General features: G+C 41.8%; 16 protein-coding genes and 1 other annotated feature. Of the genes, 13 read left to right on the top strand and 3 right to left on the bottom strand.

What is annotated here, in order from left to right; all coding sequences use genetic code 11:
* Positions 1 to 4 precede the first annotated feature (4 nt).
* From MHI20_RS06120 to MHI20_RS06110, 3 genes are all read right to left on the bottom strand, one after another.
* Complete coding sequence (locus MHI20_RS06120) at positions 5 to 658, bottom strand: amino acid ABC transporter permease (protein ID WP_007501460.1); 654 nt, start codon at positions 656 to 658, stop codon at positions 5 to 7.
* Positions 659 to 738: 80 nt separating this feature from the next.
* Positions 739 to 1548, bottom strand: a complete 810-nt coding sequence (locus MHI20_RS06115; protein ID WP_041506818.1) for a transporter substrate-binding domain-containing protein — start codon at positions 1546 to 1548, stop codon at positions 739 to 741.
* Between the two features lie 14 nt (positions 1549 to 1562).
* On the bottom strand, positions 1563 to 2291 hold the full coding sequence (locus tag MHI20_RS06110) for an amino acid ABC transporter ATP-binding protein (protein WP_007501456.1): 729 nt from the start codon (positions 2289 to 2291) through the stop codon (positions 1563 to 1565).
* Positions 2292 to 2515: 224 nt separating this feature from the next.
* On the opposite strand from MHI20_RS06110, the gene MHI20_RS06105 reads away from it, so the two are divergent.
* The 13 genes from MHI20_RS06105 to udk all read left to right on the top strand — a co-directional run bounded on the left by MHI20_RS06105 (position 2516) and on the right by udk (position 15769).
* Positions 2516 to 3580 carry an AI-2E family transporter gene (locus MHI20_RS06105; RefSeq protein ID WP_017358104.1) on the top strand — a complete coding sequence of 355 codons (1065 nt, stop codon included), beginning with the start codon at positions 2516 to 2518 and terminating at the stop codon, positions 3578 to 3580.
* A gap of 44 nt (positions 3581 to 3624) precedes the next feature.
* Positions 3625 to 3832, top strand: a binding site (T-box leader).
* 79 nt (positions 3833 to 3911) lie between these two features.
* A complete protein-coding gene (gene alaS, locus MHI20_RS06100; protein ID WP_041506819.1) occupies positions 3912 to 6548 on the top strand; it encodes an alanine--tRNA ligase in 2637 nt (878 codons plus the stop codon).
* Positions 6549 to 6637: 89 nt separating this feature from the next.
* A complete protein-coding gene (locus MHI20_RS06095; protein WP_024718370.1) occupies positions 6638 to 6904 on the top strand; it encodes an IreB family regulatory phosphoprotein in 267 nt (88 codons plus the stop codon).
* Between the two features lie 3 nt (positions 6905 to 6907).
* Positions 6908 to 7324, top strand: a complete 417-nt coding sequence (gene ruvX, locus MHI20_RS06090; protein ID WP_024718369.1) for a Holliday junction resolvase RuvX — start codon at positions 6908 to 6910, stop codon at positions 7322 to 7324.
* A 15-nt stretch (positions 7325 to 7339) separates the two neighbouring features.
* Positions 7340 to 7624 (top strand): DUF1292 domain-containing protein, encoded by a 285-nt coding sequence (locus MHI20_RS06085; protein WP_017358102.1) that lies wholly within the window; start codon positions 7340 to 7342, stop codon positions 7622 to 7624.
* A 156-nt stretch (positions 7625 to 7780) separates the two neighbouring features.
* Positions 7781 to 8347 carry a biotin transporter BioY gene (locus MHI20_RS06080; RefSeq protein ID WP_047946491.1) on the top strand — a complete coding sequence of 189 codons (567 nt, stop codon included), beginning with the start codon at positions 7781 to 7783 and terminating at the stop codon, positions 8345 to 8347.
* Complete coding sequence (locus MHI20_RS06075; RefSeq protein ID WP_340939275.1) at positions 8347 to 9804, top strand: acyl-CoA synthetase; 1458 nt, start codon at positions 8347 to 8349, stop codon at positions 9802 to 9804. Before MHI20_RS06080 ends, MHI20_RS06075 begins: the two co-directional genes overlap by 1 nt.
* Positions 9792 to 10880 carry an acetyl-CoA C-acyltransferase gene (locus MHI20_RS06070; protein ID WP_144667339.1) on the top strand — a complete coding sequence of 363 codons (1089 nt, stop codon included), beginning with the start codon at positions 9792 to 9794 and terminating at the stop codon, positions 10878 to 10880. Before MHI20_RS06075 ends, MHI20_RS06070 begins: the two co-directional genes overlap by 13 nt.
* Before the next feature lie 73 nt (positions 10881 to 10953).
* Positions 10954 to 12036: an endolytic transglycosylase MltG gene (gene mltG, locus MHI20_RS06065; RefSeq protein ID WP_024718365.1), complete on the top strand. Its 1083-nt coding sequence runs from the start codon at positions 10954 to 10956 to the stop codon at positions 12034 to 12036.
* 212 nt (positions 12037 to 12248) lie between these two features.
* Positions 12249 to 12914 (top strand): O-methyltransferase, encoded by a 666-nt coding sequence (locus tag MHI20_RS06060; protein ID WP_024718364.1) that lies wholly within the window; start codon positions 12249 to 12251, stop codon positions 12912 to 12914.
* On the top strand, positions 12911 to 13840 hold the full coding sequence (locus MHI20_RS06055) for a peptidase U32 family protein (RefSeq protein ID WP_008342670.1): 930 nt from the start codon (positions 12911 to 12913) through the stop codon (positions 13838 to 13840). The genes MHI20_RS06060 and MHI20_RS06055 overlap by 4 nt, the downstream gene beginning before the upstream one ends.
* 20 nt (positions 13841 to 13860) lie before the next feature.
* Positions 13861 to 15129, top strand: coding sequence for a peptidase U32 family protein (locus MHI20_RS06050; protein WP_056705818.1), 1269 nt, complete (start codon positions 13861 to 13863; stop codon positions 15127 to 15129).
* A 7-nt stretch (positions 15130 to 15136) separates the two neighbouring features.
* Positions 15137 to 15769, top strand: a complete 633-nt coding sequence (gene udk, locus MHI20_RS06045; protein ID WP_007501435.1) for a uridine kinase — start codon at positions 15137 to 15139, stop codon at positions 15767 to 15769.
* Positions 15770 to 16067: the final 298 nt, after the last annotated feature.

Here is a 16067-nt window from a genome sequence, read left to right as displayed (position 1 = left end):
CTTTCTAGTGGCTTCGGGCTAATCTTTTTTCTAAATAACCAACGCCTAGACTAAGCGGAATGGTCAATAGAAGATAGAACATGGCAACAAAGATGTATACATCAAATGTCACAAATGTTCTCGAAGCGATAAGGTCTCCTTGGTACATCAGATCAAACCCTGCAATGACACCTAAAATAGACGAGTTTTTCACAAGGTTGATAAATTGATTCCCAAGTGGTGGAATGACAATTTTGATTGCCTGCGGCAGAATAATATATCGCATCGTTCCGCCATATGACAGACCAGAAGCTCTAGCTGCTTCCATTTGTCCAAGCGGTACAGCTTGTATACCTGCACGAATGGCTTCAGCGATAAAAGCAGACGTATAAATGGAGAGGGCAATGGTTCCTGCTGTAAAGCCATCTGCCACAATGCCAAGTACCGGTAAACCAAAAAAGAACACAAAGGTGATCAATAATAACGGAATATTCCGAATAAATTCCACGTAAGCCGTCCCTAACCAGTTGAGCGGCCTTAGTGGCGCAATTCTCATAATGGCAATGAGTGTACCGATGAAAAAGCTTCCAATCAACGCAATGACACTTGCACCAATCGTATATTTAAACCCTTCTAAATAAAGATGGAAGTTCTCAGTTAAAATGGAAAACCGCAGCAATCAGTTCACTTCCTTCCTAATCAACAGAGGAGCCGGCAAGCGGCTCTCCTGAGGGTGTTGAGATTGATCGAGTCAATTGATTATTCTTTGATCCATTTTTTATGAATCTTGTCATACTCTCCATTATCTTTTAATGCCTTTAACGCTTTATTAATGGCTTCTGTCAATTTTTCATCGCCTTTTTTCACAGCGATGCCATAAGGCTCATCGGTAAATGTTCCGCCAACGACTTCATAATTTGAATCTTCGTCTGCCATGCCAAATAAAATTGCATTATCAGTTGTCAGAACTTGCCCTTGATTTGATTTTAAGGCTGTAAAGGCTTCTTGGTAATTTTCAAATTCTAAAACGGATGCTTCTGGTGCTTTTTCGCGAATGTTTTGAGAAGAAGTGGACCCTTTCACTGCAAGCACCTTCGTACCTTTTTTAAGATCATCAATCGATTGAATGTCGCTGCCTTTTTTCACAAGCAGTGATTGTCCTGCTTCAAAGTAAACATCTGAGAAATTGACCTCTTTTTTACGCTCTTCTGTGATCGTCATTGTGGCAACAATGGCATGAATATCTCCTTTTTGCAGTAAAGGAATCCTTGTTTTAGATGTTACTTCTTTAAATTCTGCTTTTCCTTCATCACCGAGCATTTCTTTAGTGATCGCTTTTGCGATATCAATATCAAACCCTTCAATATCCCCGCTACTAGGATTTTTTAGACCGAATAAACGGGTATCGTTTTTCACACCGAAAACGATTTTTTTGTCTTTCTTAATGGCTTCTAATGAGCTGCCTTGTTTTGCATCGGTTGAGCCTTTCTCGGCAGATCCGCAAGCAGCGAGAGCGATCATACAGCAAGTCATCAACAGTAATAGGCCAAAGCGTTTCATTTTTTTCATCAAATTCATTCCCCCTAGTGATTTAAAATACGGCTTAAAAAGAGCTGAGCGCGTTTCTCGCGCGGTTTTTCATAAAAGGCAGCTGGTGTAGATTCTTCAAGAATTCTTCCTTCATCAATAAACACAATACGGTCTGCGACTTCACGGGCAAACCCCATCTCGTGCGTGACAACGACCATTGTCATTCCTTCCCTTGCCAGCTGTTTCATCACATCTAGCACCTCACCAATCATCTCTGGATCAAGAGCTGATGTTGGTTCATCGAAAAGCATGACCTCAGGTTTCATTGCAAGTCCCCTTGCGATTGCCACACGCTGCTGCTGTCCTCCTGAGAGTCTAGAAGGGTAGGTGTCTGCTTTTTCAGGAATGCCAACTTTATTTAAATAAAATTCAGCTGTTTCCTTTGCTTCTTCTTTGCTCACTTTTTTAACCTTCATCGGTGCAAGCATAATGTTTTCAAGCACCGTCTTATGCGGATAAAGATGGAAGTGCTGAAACACCATCCCGATATTTTGCCTGATGAGATTGATGTTGGTTTTCGGATGCTGAACAGACACTTGATTGACAAGGACTTTTCCTTCATCAATGCTTTCAAGACGATTGATACATCTGAGCATCGTGCTTTTTCCAGACCCTGAAGGACCGATGATCACAACAACCTCACCTTTTTGAATATGTAGGTTAATGTCCTTAAGTACATGGAACTGGCCGTAATGCTTGTTGACTTCTTCAAATGTGATCATGAAGAACCTCCTCTTCTAATGATTGAGCTAAAGCGGATTCTAGCATAAATGAGGCAAAAATAAGAAAATAATGGAATGTTTTCTAACGAGATTTTACAGCAAACAGTGACTTTGGATGGAGCCGTATGTTTCATGTGTATTCATTTTTAACAAAGTTAGGACAAATTTTATTTACATGGATAATTGCAGAAGTTGGTTAAACAATAAGAAGAGAGGTGAAAAAGGTGAAGAAACGTCCGATCGAGTTTCTAATATATGCTGCAGGTGTACTGCTTGTCCTTGCGTCTTTACTCATTTTGGTTCAGCTCGACGAGTTATGGATGCCTATTTTTTTATTGCTCAAAGCGGTTTTGATCCCGCTTCTTATCGCTATTTTTATTTCTTATCTTCTTTATCCCATTGTTGAAAGACTACATAAGCGAGGTTTGCCAAGGACGGTCAGTCTCTTATTGATATATGTGCTGTTTTTTGGCGGCATTGGTTTGGCTGTGTATAAAGGGGCACCGGTTTTAATCGCTCAGTTAAATGAATTGTCGGAGCAAATTCCCATGCTTGCCGAAACGTATAATGGTGCTTTATCACATGTTCATCGTCATACAAGCCACTGGCCTGATGGACTACATGAACGACTGGATCGTTTTATTGTCCAATCTGAGACGTATGCCGCAAATGGGGCAGAGCGGATGATTCTTAGCTGTAAAGTACTGCTTGATTACGCCTTAGTTGCTGCACTCATCCCTTTTCTTGTCTTTTATATGGTGAAAGATATGAACACGATGAAGCGGGCAGCATGGTATTTAACCCCGCCAAGCTTCCGAAAAAGGGGACATGCCTTTGTGAAAGCAGTGGATGACTCACTTGGGGATTATATTAGAGGGCAATTGCTTGTCTGTTCTTTAATTGGGGGAGCTGCTGCCATTGTTCTTTGGCTGTTTCATATTCCATATCCGCTTGTACTAGGTATGTTAATCGGTGCAACGAATGTCATTCCGTATTTTGGCCCGATTATTGGAGCGATTCCAGCTGTCTTTATCGCTTTTACCATCTCAGTGAAGTCAGTGATCATTGTGCTAATTACAGTAGCCGTGCTTCAATTTTTAGAAAGCAATGTACTGAGTCCGATCATTGTCGGGAGAAGCCTGCATATGCATCCTGTCGTAATCATGCTGGTGTTACTCGCTGGAGGTGAGCTGTTTGGCTTGATTGGAATGATTTTAGCCGTGCCGTCCGCAGCCATTATGAGGGTCATCATTGTGCAATATATTCACATGAGACGAAGCGTTCATTGACAAGACGAGCCGAGTTGTCTATAATAATTTCGATTCATACATATTTGAATTCAATGACGGACCCGAGTACGTTAAAAAGCTGTTGCAGAGAGAGGCTTTGTTTGCTGAGAAAAGCCTTATCAGACCTTTAACGGAAGCTAGTCCCGAGTGCAGATAAACACTGCCGCTCTCTTCCGGCGTTATCGGATGTGAAGGTGATAGACGCATATGTCTATAATCAGGGTGGTACCGCGAGAGCATCTCGTCCCTGTGTAAGTAGTTTTTTGCTTGCATAGGGCGGGATGTTTTTTCGTTTGTGTGAAGATTGAGAATAAAAAAGGGAGGATTTATGATGAAAACTTTAACTTCAGCTCAAGTACGTCAAATGTTTTTAGATTTTTTTAAAGAAAAAGGACATGCTGTCGAACCGAGTGCGTCCCTCGTACCGCATGACGATCCAACACTTTTATGGATTAACAGCGGGGTGGCAACATTAAAGAAATACTTCGATGGCCGCGTCGTGCCTGAGAATCCGCGTATTTGCAACGCACAAAAATCAATTCGTACAAATGACATTGAAAATGTAGGGAAAACAGCACGCCATCATACGTTTTTTGAAATGCTGGGCAACTTCTCTATTGGAGACTATTTCAAAGAAGAGGCAATCGAATGGGCTTGGGAATTCCTCACAAGTGACGAGTGGATTGGCTTTGATCCGAATCTGTTATCTGTAACGGTACATCCAGAGGATGAAGAAGCGTATGTTCTTTGGAGAGATAAAATTGGTGTCCCTGAGGAACGAATTATTCGTCTAGAGGGCAACTTCTGGGATATTGGCGAGGGGCCAAGTGGTCCGAATACAGAAATTTTCTATGATCGTGGCGAAACATATGGCAACGACATGAACGACCCTGAATTATATCCAGGCGGAGAAAATGAACGTTATCTAGAAGTATGGAATCTTGTTTTTTCTGAATTTAACCATAATCCAGATGGTACATACACACCGCTTCCGAAGAAAAACATTGATACAGGAATGGGTCTTGAGCGTATGGTCTCTGTGATTCAAAACGTACCGACGAACTTTGATACAGACCTGTTCATGCCGATTATTCGTGCAGTAGAAACGATTTCTGGAGAAAGCTATGGGGAGTCAAAAGAAAAAGACACAGCATTTAAAGTCATTGCTGACCATATTCGTACTGTGGCCTTTGCCGTCAGTGACGGAGCACTTCCTTCTAATGAAGGCCGAGGTTATGTGTTAAGACGTTTGCTGCGCCGTGCTGTGCGTTATGCAAAAACGATCCATATCCACCGTCCATTCATGTATGATCTAGTTCCAGTTGTTGCGGAGATCATGAAGGATTTCTATCCAGATGTTCAAGCAAAAGAAGAATTTATTGCAAAAGTGATCAAAAATGAAGAAGAGCGTTTCCATGAGACACTGAATGAAGGGTTAGCCATTTTATCAGAAGTGATCAAAAAAGAACGAGACAATGGCAGCTCACAAATTTCCGGTAAAGATGTGTTTAAGCTTTATGACACATATGGATTCCCGGTCGAACTCACGGAAGAATATGCAGAAGATGAGAACATGACAGTTGATCGTGAAGGCTTCCAGCTAGAAATGGAGAAGCAGCGTGAACGTGCAAGAAATGCCAGACAAGATGTAGGTAGTATGCAGGTTCAAGGCGGGGCTTTAGGCGATATTAAAGCAGAAAGTACGTTTGTGGGCTATGAAAATTTAACTGCAGATGCTCGTATTATCGAATTGCTTCAAAACGGTGAAATTGTCACAGAAGCTCACGAAGGGGAAACGGTGCAAATTTTATTAGATGAAACACCTTTCTATGCAGAAAGCGGCGGACAAGTGGCGGATAAAGGAACGTTAAAAAGTGCCGAAGCGATCATTGATATCAAAGATGTGAAAAAGGCGCCAAACGGCCAGCATGTCCACGAAGGAGTCGTCGTAAGTGGTACAGTTCAAAAAGGCATTGAAGTCACTGCAGAAGTCGAATCAGCGCTTAGAAAAGGCATTGTGAAAAATCACACAGCGACACATCTTTTGCACCAAGCGCTAAAAGATGTATTGGGCAGCCACGTTAACCAAGCGGGTTCACTTGTGAATGAAAACAGACTTCGCTTTGACTTTTCTCACTTTGGACAAGTAACAAAAGAAGAATTGTCACAAATTGAAAAAATCGTCAACGAAAAGATTTGGGAAGGCATTTCGGTTGCCATTGACCTGAAACCAATTGCTGAAGCAAAAGAAATGGGCGCAATGGCGCTGTTTGGCGAGAAGTATGGCGATATTGTCCGTGTGGTGCAAGTGGGTGATTACAGCATCGAGTTATGCGGAGGCTGTCACGTTCAAAACACTGCGGAGATCGGATTGTTTAAAATTGCATCTGAATCGGGTATTGGTGCTGGAACACGCCGTATTGAGGCTGTAACAGGTAAAGGTGCTTATGAAGAATTAAATGATCAGCTTGCGATTTTAGAAAAGGCAGCTAATGAACTGAAATCAAATACAAAAGATGTACCAAAACGCATTGCTTCCTTGCAGGCTGATTTAAAAGAAGTTCAAAGAGAAAATGAATCACTTCTTGCGAAATTAAGTCAAGCAGAAGCTGGCTCTATTTTAGAAAAAGTCATCGAAGTTGGTGGAGTGAACGTGTTAACTGAAAAAGTAAACGCCAAAGATATGAACCATTTAAGAACGATGGTTGATGACTTAAAAGCGAAATTAGGTTCAGCTGTCATCGTACTTGGTGCCGTTCAAAATGGAAAAGTCAACATTTCAGCCGGTGTGACGAAAGACGTCATTGAAAAAGGTCTTCATGCAGGAAAACTTGTGAAGCAGGCAGCTGAAATTTGCGGCGGAGGCGGAGGCGGACGCCCAGATATGGCACAAGCAGGCGGTAAACAGCCAGAAAAGCTTGAAGAAGCACTGGCAACTGTCGAAGAATCTGTCAAATCCGTTTTATAATCAGTCAATGTAGTGTAGAATAATGGTATTAGATGAGCGGTTAGAAAAAAGCTTGCTAGTAGAATGTTGGAAGAGAGGTGCAAGAAGCAGTGAGTTCATTTGATAAGACAATGAAGTTTAACTTCTCTGATGATTCAGCTGAAACCAATGTGAATGAAGTGCTCATAACAGTTTATGACGCACTCCAAGAAAAAGGATACAACCCGATCAATCAAATTGTCGGATACTTGCTGTCAGGCGACCCTGCTTATATTCCAAGACATCAGGATGCACGCAACCTAATTCGTAAACTAGAACGAGACGAATTAATTGAGGAATTGGTTAAATCGTACTTAGAGACACATAAAGAGGCGTAAAACATGAGAATTTTAGGCTTAGATTTAGGCACGAAAACCCTTGGTGTGGCAATCAGTGATGAAATGGGATGGACAGCTCAAGGGATTGAAACCATTAAAATTGATGAAGCAGGCGGAGACTTTGGTCTCAGCCGCCTGTCTGAGATCGTCACGCAATATGGAACGGATAAAATTGTACTTGGTTTTCCAAAAAATATGAACGGTACGGTCGGTCCAAGAGGCGAGGCCAGCCAATCATTTGCGAAAGTGTTAGAAAACACGTACAATGTTCCTGTTGTGCTTTGGGACGAGCGTCTGTCAACGATGGCAGCAGAAAAAATGCTCATCTCTGCAGATGTGAGCAGACAAAAGCGTAAAAAAGTCATTGATAAAATGGCGGCTGTTATGATCCTTCAAGGATACTTAGACAGCTTAAATTAAAATGAGGTGAATCAAATGGAACACGGAGAAAAGCAAATTACAATCGTTGATGATAATGGAAATGAGCAGCTTTGCGAAGTACTATTTACTTTTGAAAGCGACCATTTTAACAAATCATATGTTCTTTACTACCCAATTTCTGAACAAGATAACGAAGAAATTGAAATTCATGCATCAAGCTTCACACCAAACGAAGACGGTGAAGATGGCGAATTAGAGCCAATTGAAACGGATGAAGAGTGGGACATGATTGAAGAAACGTTAAATACGTTCTTAGATCAAGAAGACGAAGAAGAATAGAACGAATAAAAGGCCTGTGAACATGATCTCTGTGATCTTTCTTCACAGGTCTTTTTTTACATTCTATATGTAAACTATTATCGAAATTTAGTTGACATATATCACTCGACCTTTTACGCTATTTTTATCAAAAACATCGAGTGAGGGGTATGAAAATTGAAAATTCACGATATGATGCAAATGGCATTCATGACAGCAGTTATTGGGATGTTAGGATTGATTCCGCCTATTTTTCTTGCGTTTACACCTGTACCAATCACCTTACAAACCGCAGGTCTTTTGCTTGCTGGAGGGCTGTTAAAACCAAAGCAAGCGCTGATTAGTTTACTTCTGTTTCTTCTAATAGTGGCAGCAGGCGCACCTCTTTTATCTGGAGGGAGAGGCGGAATAGGGGTCTTTTTTGGGCCAAGCGGTGGTTTTTTACTTGCTTATCCAGTGGCTGCCTTTATGATCAGCCTGTGGCTGAACCGGCTGAAGAAAGTGACGGCCTTACGCCTATTTTTAATCTATGCGGTATGCAGTATCGGGATATTATATATAGGCGGAATTCCCTTTCAAGCCATGATGATGCATATAAAGATCACCCAAGCAGCTCTGTTCAGCATCATTTATTTACCGGGTGATCTGATCAAAGCAGGGATATGTGCCGTCTTCACGGTGAAAATCATTCAAGCGATGTCATATCGAAAAAGGGACTTACATAGAGGGAGGCGAGCAGTTTGATGAGAATAACGGAAAGCTATGCACCTCATGCAAAAGTGAAGCCAGATCAGATGGCGATCATAGATGAAAAAGAGCAGATCACTTATGAAGAATGGCATGAGCGTGTGCAGTCATCTGCACAATGGTTAAAAGAAACGTCTCATCAGCAAAAAAGAGTCGCTTTTTTATTATCAAATGGTGTTCCGTTTCTCCAACTATTTGCTGGCGCAGCTTCTGCAGGATGGACAGCGGTGCCTCTTGATCCGCGGTGGAGTGATAAGGAATGCGCGGAAAAGCTCTTATTAAGCGAGGCAGACCTTGTCATTGTGGAAGATCGATATATCAAAAGAATTGAAAAGTACAAGCTGGATATGCCAGTGCTCTCTTTATCTGAATGGAAAGAAAGAATCAGCCTCAGCATAAACGTTCAATCGAACAAAGGTGAACCGGAGGAAGATCCTGCTTTTTATATGGGTTTTACTTCAGGATCAACGGGATCGCCCAAAGCCTTTATAAGACGCCAACAGTCATGGATCGAGAGCTTTCAAATGACAACATCCGTCTTTGGGATCACACATAAAGATCATGTACTGATTTTGGGCACACTTTTATCCTCTCATTTTTTATACGGTGCGATCAGCACACTTTATTTCGGTGGCACTGTGACATTGTTAGAAAAATTTGTGCCAGATAAAGCAAAGAACATCTTAGAAAGAGGAGACATCACGGCTATTTATACGGTTCCGACCATGACAGAATCGTTACTGCAAATGGATGCTTTCGGAAAAAATCCGCTTCTTGTCCTGTCTTCTGGTGCAGATTGGGGAAACTCTTCAAAAAAACAGCTCGCCAACCGCAATCCCCACATCACATTTTTTGATTTTTATGGAACATCAGAATTGAGTTTTGTCTCCTATTTATCTTCAGATGACTTTTTGCAAAAGCCTACTTCTGTCGGAAAGCCTTTTCCTTCTATTCAGGTTGAAGTCAGGAGGGCAGATCAAACCGTTTGCAAGCCAAATGAAATAGGGAGAATTTATGTGAAAAGCCCAATGTCTTTTTCAGGCTATTTACAAGATGAAAAGCCGCCCGAAGAGTGGCTGACCGTATATGACATGGGGTGGCTCGACGAGGATGGTTACTTGTATATGAGCGGCCGCGAGAATGGCATGATTGTCTATGGGGGACTGAATATTTTTCCAGAGGAAATTGAGCGTGTGCTGAATGAACAGCCAGAGGTGAATCGGTCAATCGTGATTGGACTTCCTGATCCATATTGGGGCGAAATCCCTGTTGCCATTATTGAGAATGTACAGCAAACAAAAACCATTCGGCAAGCTGTAAAAGAAACATTAGCGGCATACAAAGTACCAAAAAAATGGCTCGTCACGGACAAAATGATCGAAACATCAGGAGGGAAAATCGCTCGTGCCAGTATGAAAAAGTGGGCGGAGGAACAATTATCATGCAAGCCGTGATCGTACAAGCGAAGCGGACGCCCTTCGGTGAGAAAAATGGAATGTTGAAGGATTACCGGCCAGAGCATCTAGCTGCGCCCTTGATCCAGCATTTTTCAAACGTGACCAAGCCAGATGACATCATTTTAGGCAATGTCGTCGGGGGTGGTGGCAACATTGCCCGTCTGTCCTCGTTAGAAGCAGGGCTTTCATTACATATTCCGGGTATGACCATTGATAGGCAGTGTGCTTCCGGTCTTGAAGCCATTAGAACGGCGTGCATCATGATTCAGTCGGGGGAGGGATCAATGTATATCGCTGGTGGAACGGAAAGCATTTCTCGGTCACCAATGAAAGAAAGGGCCCGCTTTTCTCCAGAGTGGATAGGGGACCCTCATATGGGGGAAGCGGCAGAGCTGACGGCGTCGAGATTTTCAGTTGCGAGACAAGAGCAAGATGACTATGCACTTTTAAGCTGGGAACGAAGTATAACCGCATTCAAGCAAGGAACGTATTCAGAAGAAATTGTTCCGATTAGCGGGATGAGTACAGATGAAGCGGCAGCTAAAATAAGACCGATTGCAAGCTTGATAAAGCGGGCAAAACCTGTCTTTTTACCAGGCAAAGGTACTGTGACTGTGACCAATAGCTGTAAAGAAGCAGATGGTGCAGCTGCCGTCGTTGTGATGGAAAGAGCGGAAGCGGAGGCAAAAGGCTTCAGCCCTATGCTGCGGTATATCGGGAGTGCCGTGACCGCTATGGACCCGCATTATCCTGCTGCTTCACCAATTGATGCAATCAAGAAACTTTTACATAAAGAACAAGTGAAGATAGAAGATGTTGCACTTTTTGAAATCAATGAAGCGTTTGCGCTCAAAGTAGTGCTCATTGCCCGGACACTAGGTATTCCTTATGACCGTATCAATAAAAGAGGCGGTGCGCTTTGTCTTGGGCATCCATATAGCGCCTCGGGAGCTGCTATGATGGTGAGACTGTTTTACGAAGCCCGCGCCTTACCGAATGGAAGTTATGTCATGGCTGCAATTGGCAGTGGAGGCGGTGTCGGTTTAGCCTCACTATGGCAAGTTCTGTCATGACATGCATGAGCAAGTAATTGCCGAACTCCGTCGAATCATGTACTATAAAAGCTAGATGTGAGGAGGGCCATGCATGTTTTCAGAACAAAAGAAACGACCATTTTTTAAACGAAAAATGGGGATCGTCCTGTTATCTGTACTTGCTGTGATCATCATTGCAGCATTATCAGGTTTTTTATATGTAAAATCAGCACTCGGGCCGGTCGATCAAAAAAGCAAACAAACCATTAATATTCATATTCCAAATGGGACATCTGTCAGTGGAATTGCGAGCATTTTAAAAGAAAATGAGCTGATTTCAAATGACACGATTTTCACTTACTATGCAAAGTACAAAAAAGCGTCAGGCTTTAAAGCGGGCTATTTTCATCTCAAACAAACAATGGATGCGGATCAGCTAATTCAAAAGCTGACATCTGGCGGGACAGATTACGCATTTCAGCTTGTGATACCTGAAGGGAAACAGTTGTCTGATATTGCAACTATTATCGCAAACCAGACGAATTTTTCAGCGAAGGAAGTTGAAGCGAAGCTGGATGATCCAGCCTTTATTAAAAAATTAATGAAAAAATACCCGAAAACGGTGACATCACAAGTGAACGGGAAACAGGTCAAGCATCCGTTAGAGGGATATTTATTCCCGGCGACGTATCCGTTTTATCGTGAGGATGAATCACTTGAAACCATCATTGACACGATGATTAAACAAACAGATCAATATGTGAAAACGTATGAAAAGGACATGAAAAAGAGAAAGATGTCCATCCATGATGTCCTAACGATGGCATCCCTGATAGAAATGGAAGCAACCGAAAAAACAGACCGGTCAAAAATCTCAAGTGTGTTTTATAACCGGTTGAAAAAGGACATGCCGCTTCAAACAGATCCAACCGTTCTTTATGCGCTTGGCGAGCATAAGTCCCGTGTTTATTACAAAGATTTAAAAGTGAAATCACCTTATAATACGTATACAAACAAAGGGCTGCCGCCTGGACCTATTGCCAATGCTGGAGAATCTTCTTGGAAAGCAGCACTCCATCCAGAGAAAACAGATTTTGTTTACTTCCTAGCAAAGAAAAATGGGGAAGTCGTCTTTACGAAAACGTTAAATGAGCACAACAAAGCGAAAGCGAAATACATCACAGGCAGCAACTAGCGCTCATGTGAAAGGAAAAAGACTGTAGACAATGGTGAAATTGCCTGCAGTTTTTTTCGTTGTTATATCCATTTTATAGGTTAGCAATTACCACATCTTTGTGGTAAAATATATCGGGTTGTTTTTACTTAGATGAACGAAAGATTGACGAGAAAGAGAGCTGCAGCAGGCAGGACTCTTCTTTTTCAGGTCATGAAGGAGCTAGACATATAATGACAATCGAAGATGATCAAATAAATGATTATATTGAAGATTTAATTGAGCCGAGTCCTAATGCCATCGCTCAATTAGAGGAGTATGCGAAAGAGCATCATGTGCCAATCATGGAAAAGGTGAGCATTGAACTGTTATTGCAGCTGCTTTCTTTGAAAAAACCGAAGAAGATTCTTGAGGTTGGGACAGCGATTGGCTATTCAGCGATTCGAATGGCAGAAGCTCTGCCAGATGCTGAAATCTATACGATTGAGCGAAATGCGAAACGTTATGAGGAAGCGACACGGAATATTGAAGAATTGCATTTCAAAGATAGAATTCACGTGTTTTTTGGCGATGCGATCGAATCAGCTAAAACGGTTCAGACGATGGCGCCCTATGATGTGATCTTCATTGATGCGGCAAAAGGTCAGTATCAACGCTTTTTTGAGCTGTTTGAACCGATGCTGTCCGATGACGGAATGATTATTACAGACAACGTATTATTTAAAGGCTTAGTTGCGACAAATTATGAAGAAGAAATTGAAGATAAACGAAAAAAACAATTAATAGGCAAAATTGATCGATACAATCAATGGCTGATGTCAAATCCTGACTACCAAACGTGTATCATTCCGGTTGGAGATGGGATCGCTATTAGTACAAAAAGAGGTGACCAATCATGAAAAAACCAGAATTGCTTGTGACGCCAAGCAAGGTGTCGGATGTACTGCCGCTCATTGAAGCAGGTGCTGACGCATTTTTAATAGGTGAACAAACATATGGAATCCGTCTTGCAGGTGAGTTTTCAAGAGAAGATGTGAAACAAACGGTTCAACTCGCACATGCACATCACAAAAAAGTATATGTCGCCATGAATGCGATTTTTCATAATGACCGTGTGGCACTACTTGGAGATTATTTAACCTTTCTCGATGGGTTAAACGTGGATGGTGTCGTTTTTGGAGATCCGGCAGTGATCATGGCCGCAAAAGAAACAGGTGTCAACTTGAATCTGCACTGGAGTACAGAAACAACTGGGACAAACTATTACACTTGTAACTACTGGGGCAGAAAAGGCGCAACACGTGCTGTTCTTGCCAAAGAACTCAATATGGATAGCGTGATTGATATCAAAGAAAACGCCGAAGTGGAGATTGAAATTCAAGTCCACGGCATGACCTGTATGTTCCAATCCAAACGGACACTTGTTGGCAACTATTTTGAATATCAAGGCAAACAAATGGACGTGGAAGGCAGAAATATGGAAGAAGGTCTATTCCTTCACGACCAGGAGCGTCAAAACAAATATCCTATTTTTGAGGATGAAAATGGCACACACATTATGAGTCCAAATGATGTATGTATGATTGATGAATTAGAAGAATTTGTCGACGCAGGCATTGACTCATTTAAAATTGACGGAATTTTAAAGTCACTTTCTTATATGACAGAGGTGACATCCCTCTATCGAAAAGCCATTGATTTACTAGTGACTGATAAGGAAGCCTATGAAGATCAGAAAGATGAATGGGTGGAGCGTATTGAAGAGATCCAGCCTGTCAACCGTTCAATCGATACAGGGTTCTTCTTTAAAGAAACGGTTTATTAAGATAAAAGGAGGCAGAGGAAATGGCACTTTTAAAAGATGGAATTTCTGAAGTGATCGATGGAAAACGTGTCATTACAAAAAAACCAGAACTGCTAGCGCCAGCAGGAAACTTAGAAAAACTAAAAATTGCTGTGCATTATGGAGCGGACGCTGTTTTTATTGGTGGGAAAGAATTTGGACTTCGTTCCAATGCAGATAACTTTTCAATCGAAGAAATGGCAGAAGGTGTCGCATTTGCGAACAAGTACGGTGCTCGCATTTATGTGACAACGAATATTTTCGCCCACAACGAAAACATGGACGGGCTAGAAGAATATCTTCAAGGGATTGAAGGAGCCGGTGTAGCGGGAATTATTGTCGCTGATCCACTCATCATTGAAACATGCAAACGAGTAGCTCCAAAGCTTGAAGTTCACTTAAGCACACAGCAGTCTCTTTCAAATTGGAAAGCGGTGCAGTTTTGGAAGGAAGAGGGGCTTGAGCGTGTGGTCCTTGCACGTGAAACAAGCGCCCTAGAGATTAAAGAAATGAAAGAAAAAGTGGATATTGAAATCGAAACGTTCATTCACGGGGCGATGTGTATTGCTTATTCTGGCCGCTGCGTGCTCAGTAACCATATGACAGCGAGAGATTCAAACCGCGGGGGCTGCTGCCAATCTTGCCGCTGGGATTATGATCTTTATAAACTAGAAGGCTCTGAGGAAGCGCCTTTATTCAGTGAAGAAGATGCACCATTTGCGATGAGTCCAAAAGATTTAAAACTCATCGAATCCATACCGCAAATGATCGAAATGGGAATTGATAGCTTAAAGATCGAAGGACGAATGAAGTCCATTCATTATGTAGCAACAGTTGTCAGTGTCTATCGTAAAGTCATTGATGCTTACTGTGCGGATCCAGACAATTTCGTCATTCAACAAGAATGGCTCGATGAATTAGACAAATGTGCCAACCGTGACACGGCTCCTGCCTTTTTTGAAGGTGTACCAGGAACGGATGAACAAATGTTTGGCATTCACGGAAAGAAAACGACCTTTGATTTCGTCGGTCTTGTACTTCATTATGATGAACAAGAACAAATTGTCACATTACAGCAGCGTAATTTCTTTAAAGCTGGCGACGAAGTTGAATTTTTCGGTCCAGAAATTGAAAATTTCACATGCAAGATTGAGACGATTTGGGACGAAAAAGGGAACGAACTCGATGCCGCTCGTCATCCACTGCAAATTGTGAAATTTAAGCTTGATCAAAAAGTATACCCTAGCAACATGATGAGAAAGGGGAAATAACCGGCACATGGGGAAAAAACCAGTGGTGATTGGAATCGCTGGCGGCTCGGGTTCAGGTAAAACGAGCGTCACCAATTCCATTTACGAAAAATTTAAAGGACATTCAATCCTCATGCTTCAGCAAGATTTATATTATAAAAATCAAAGTCATATGCCATTTGAAGAGCGCCTGCTGACCAATTATGATCATCCGCTTGCTTTTGACAATGACCTGATGATTGAGCATGTAGAAGCGCTGCTAAAGTACGAGTCCATTGAAAAACCAATTTATGATTTTAAACTAAACACACGTTCAGAAGAGACGGTACATGTTGAGCCCAAAGATGTCATCATCGTTGAAGGAATCTTTGCTCTTGAAAATGAACGTCTAAGAAACTTAATGGATATTAAACTGTATGTGGATACAGATGCAGATCTTCGGATCATTCGCCGTATTTTACGTGATACGAAAGAAAGAGGCAGATCGATTGATTCCGTGATTGAACAATATGTATCTGTCGTCAGACCGATGCACAATCAATTCATTGAACCGTCAAAACGATACGCGGATATCATCATTCCAGAAGGTGGACAAAACCATGTCGCAATAGACCTCATGGTGACAAAAATTCAAACGATTCTTCAAAACCGCGGAGAGTAAATGGTGGAGAAGAACAAAGACCTTTACGACGTAAAGGTCTTTTCAACATCATGCTCTTGTAGTCAATACTTTAGTAATGGCTAGTCCGAAATCATCGGTGAGCATTGTAAGAAGCAGTCCTCTGAATAAAAGATTTGATATGATAGGAAAACAATGCTGCGAAATGGAGACAGGAAAATCACGATGGGATGCTGAAAGTTTCAGTTATTCCTGCTTTGTAAAAGTATATTAAAAAAACGACAAACAAATCATCACAAATTTTCAAACAATTCTTGATCAAAATGCAATTTTGTAATAA

It is taken from the genome of Bacillus sp. FSL K6-1106 (assembly GCF_038005245.1).
Lineage (GTDB): Bacteria > Bacillota > Bacilli > Bacillales > Bacillaceae > Bacillus > Bacillus altitudinis.
This window is presented reverse-complemented; position numbering and strand designations above follow the sequence as displayed.

Excerpts from the sequence above, each read along its gene's own strand:
- MHI20_RS06075 (WP_340939275.1), top strand. The coding sequence starts at position 8,347 with ATGAGAATAACGGAAAGCTATGCACCTCATGCAAAAGTGAAGCCAGAT.
- alaS (WP_041506819.1), top strand. The coding sequence starts at position 3,912 with ATGAAAACTTTAACTTCAGCTCAAGTACGTCAAATGTTTTTAGATTTT.
- MHI20_RS06055 (WP_008342670.1), top strand. The coding sequence starts at position 12,911 with ATGAAAAAACCAGAATTGCTTGTGACGCCAAGCAAGGTGTCGGATGTA.
- MHI20_RS06115 (WP_041506818.1), bottom strand. The coding sequence starts at position 1,548 with ATGAAAAAAATGAAACGCTTTGGCCTATTACTGTTGATGACTTGCTGT.
- MHI20_RS06085 (WP_017358102.1), top strand. The coding sequence starts at position 7,340 with ATGGAACACGGAGAAAAGCAAATTACAATCGTTGATGATAATGGAAAT.
- MHI20_RS06050 (WP_056705818.1), top strand. The coding sequence starts at position 13,861 with ATGGCACTTTTAAAAGATGGAATTTCTGAAGTGATCGATGGAAAACGT.
- udk (WP_007501435.1), top strand. The coding sequence starts at position 15,137 with ATGGGGAAAAAACCAGTGGTGATTGGAATCGCTGGCGGCTCGGGTTCA.
- MHI20_RS06070 (WP_144667339.1), top strand. The coding sequence starts at position 9,792 with ATGCAAGCCGTGATCGTACAAGCGAAGCGGACGCCCTTCGGTGAGAAA.
- ruvX (WP_024718369.1), top strand. The coding sequence starts at position 6,908 with ATGAGAATTTTAGGCTTAGATTTAGGCACGAAAACCCTTGGTGTGGCA.
- mltG (WP_024718365.1), top strand. The coding sequence starts at position 10,954 with ATGTTTTCAGAACAAAAGAAACGACCATTTTTTAAACGAAAAATGGGG.
- MHI20_RS06110 (WP_007501456.1), bottom strand. The coding sequence starts at position 2,291 with ATGATCACATTTGAAGAAGTCAACAAGCATTACGGCCAGTTCCATGTA.
- MHI20_RS06060 (WP_024718364.1), top strand. The coding sequence starts at position 12,249 with ATGACAATCGAAGATGATCAAATAAATGATTATATTGAAGATTTAATT.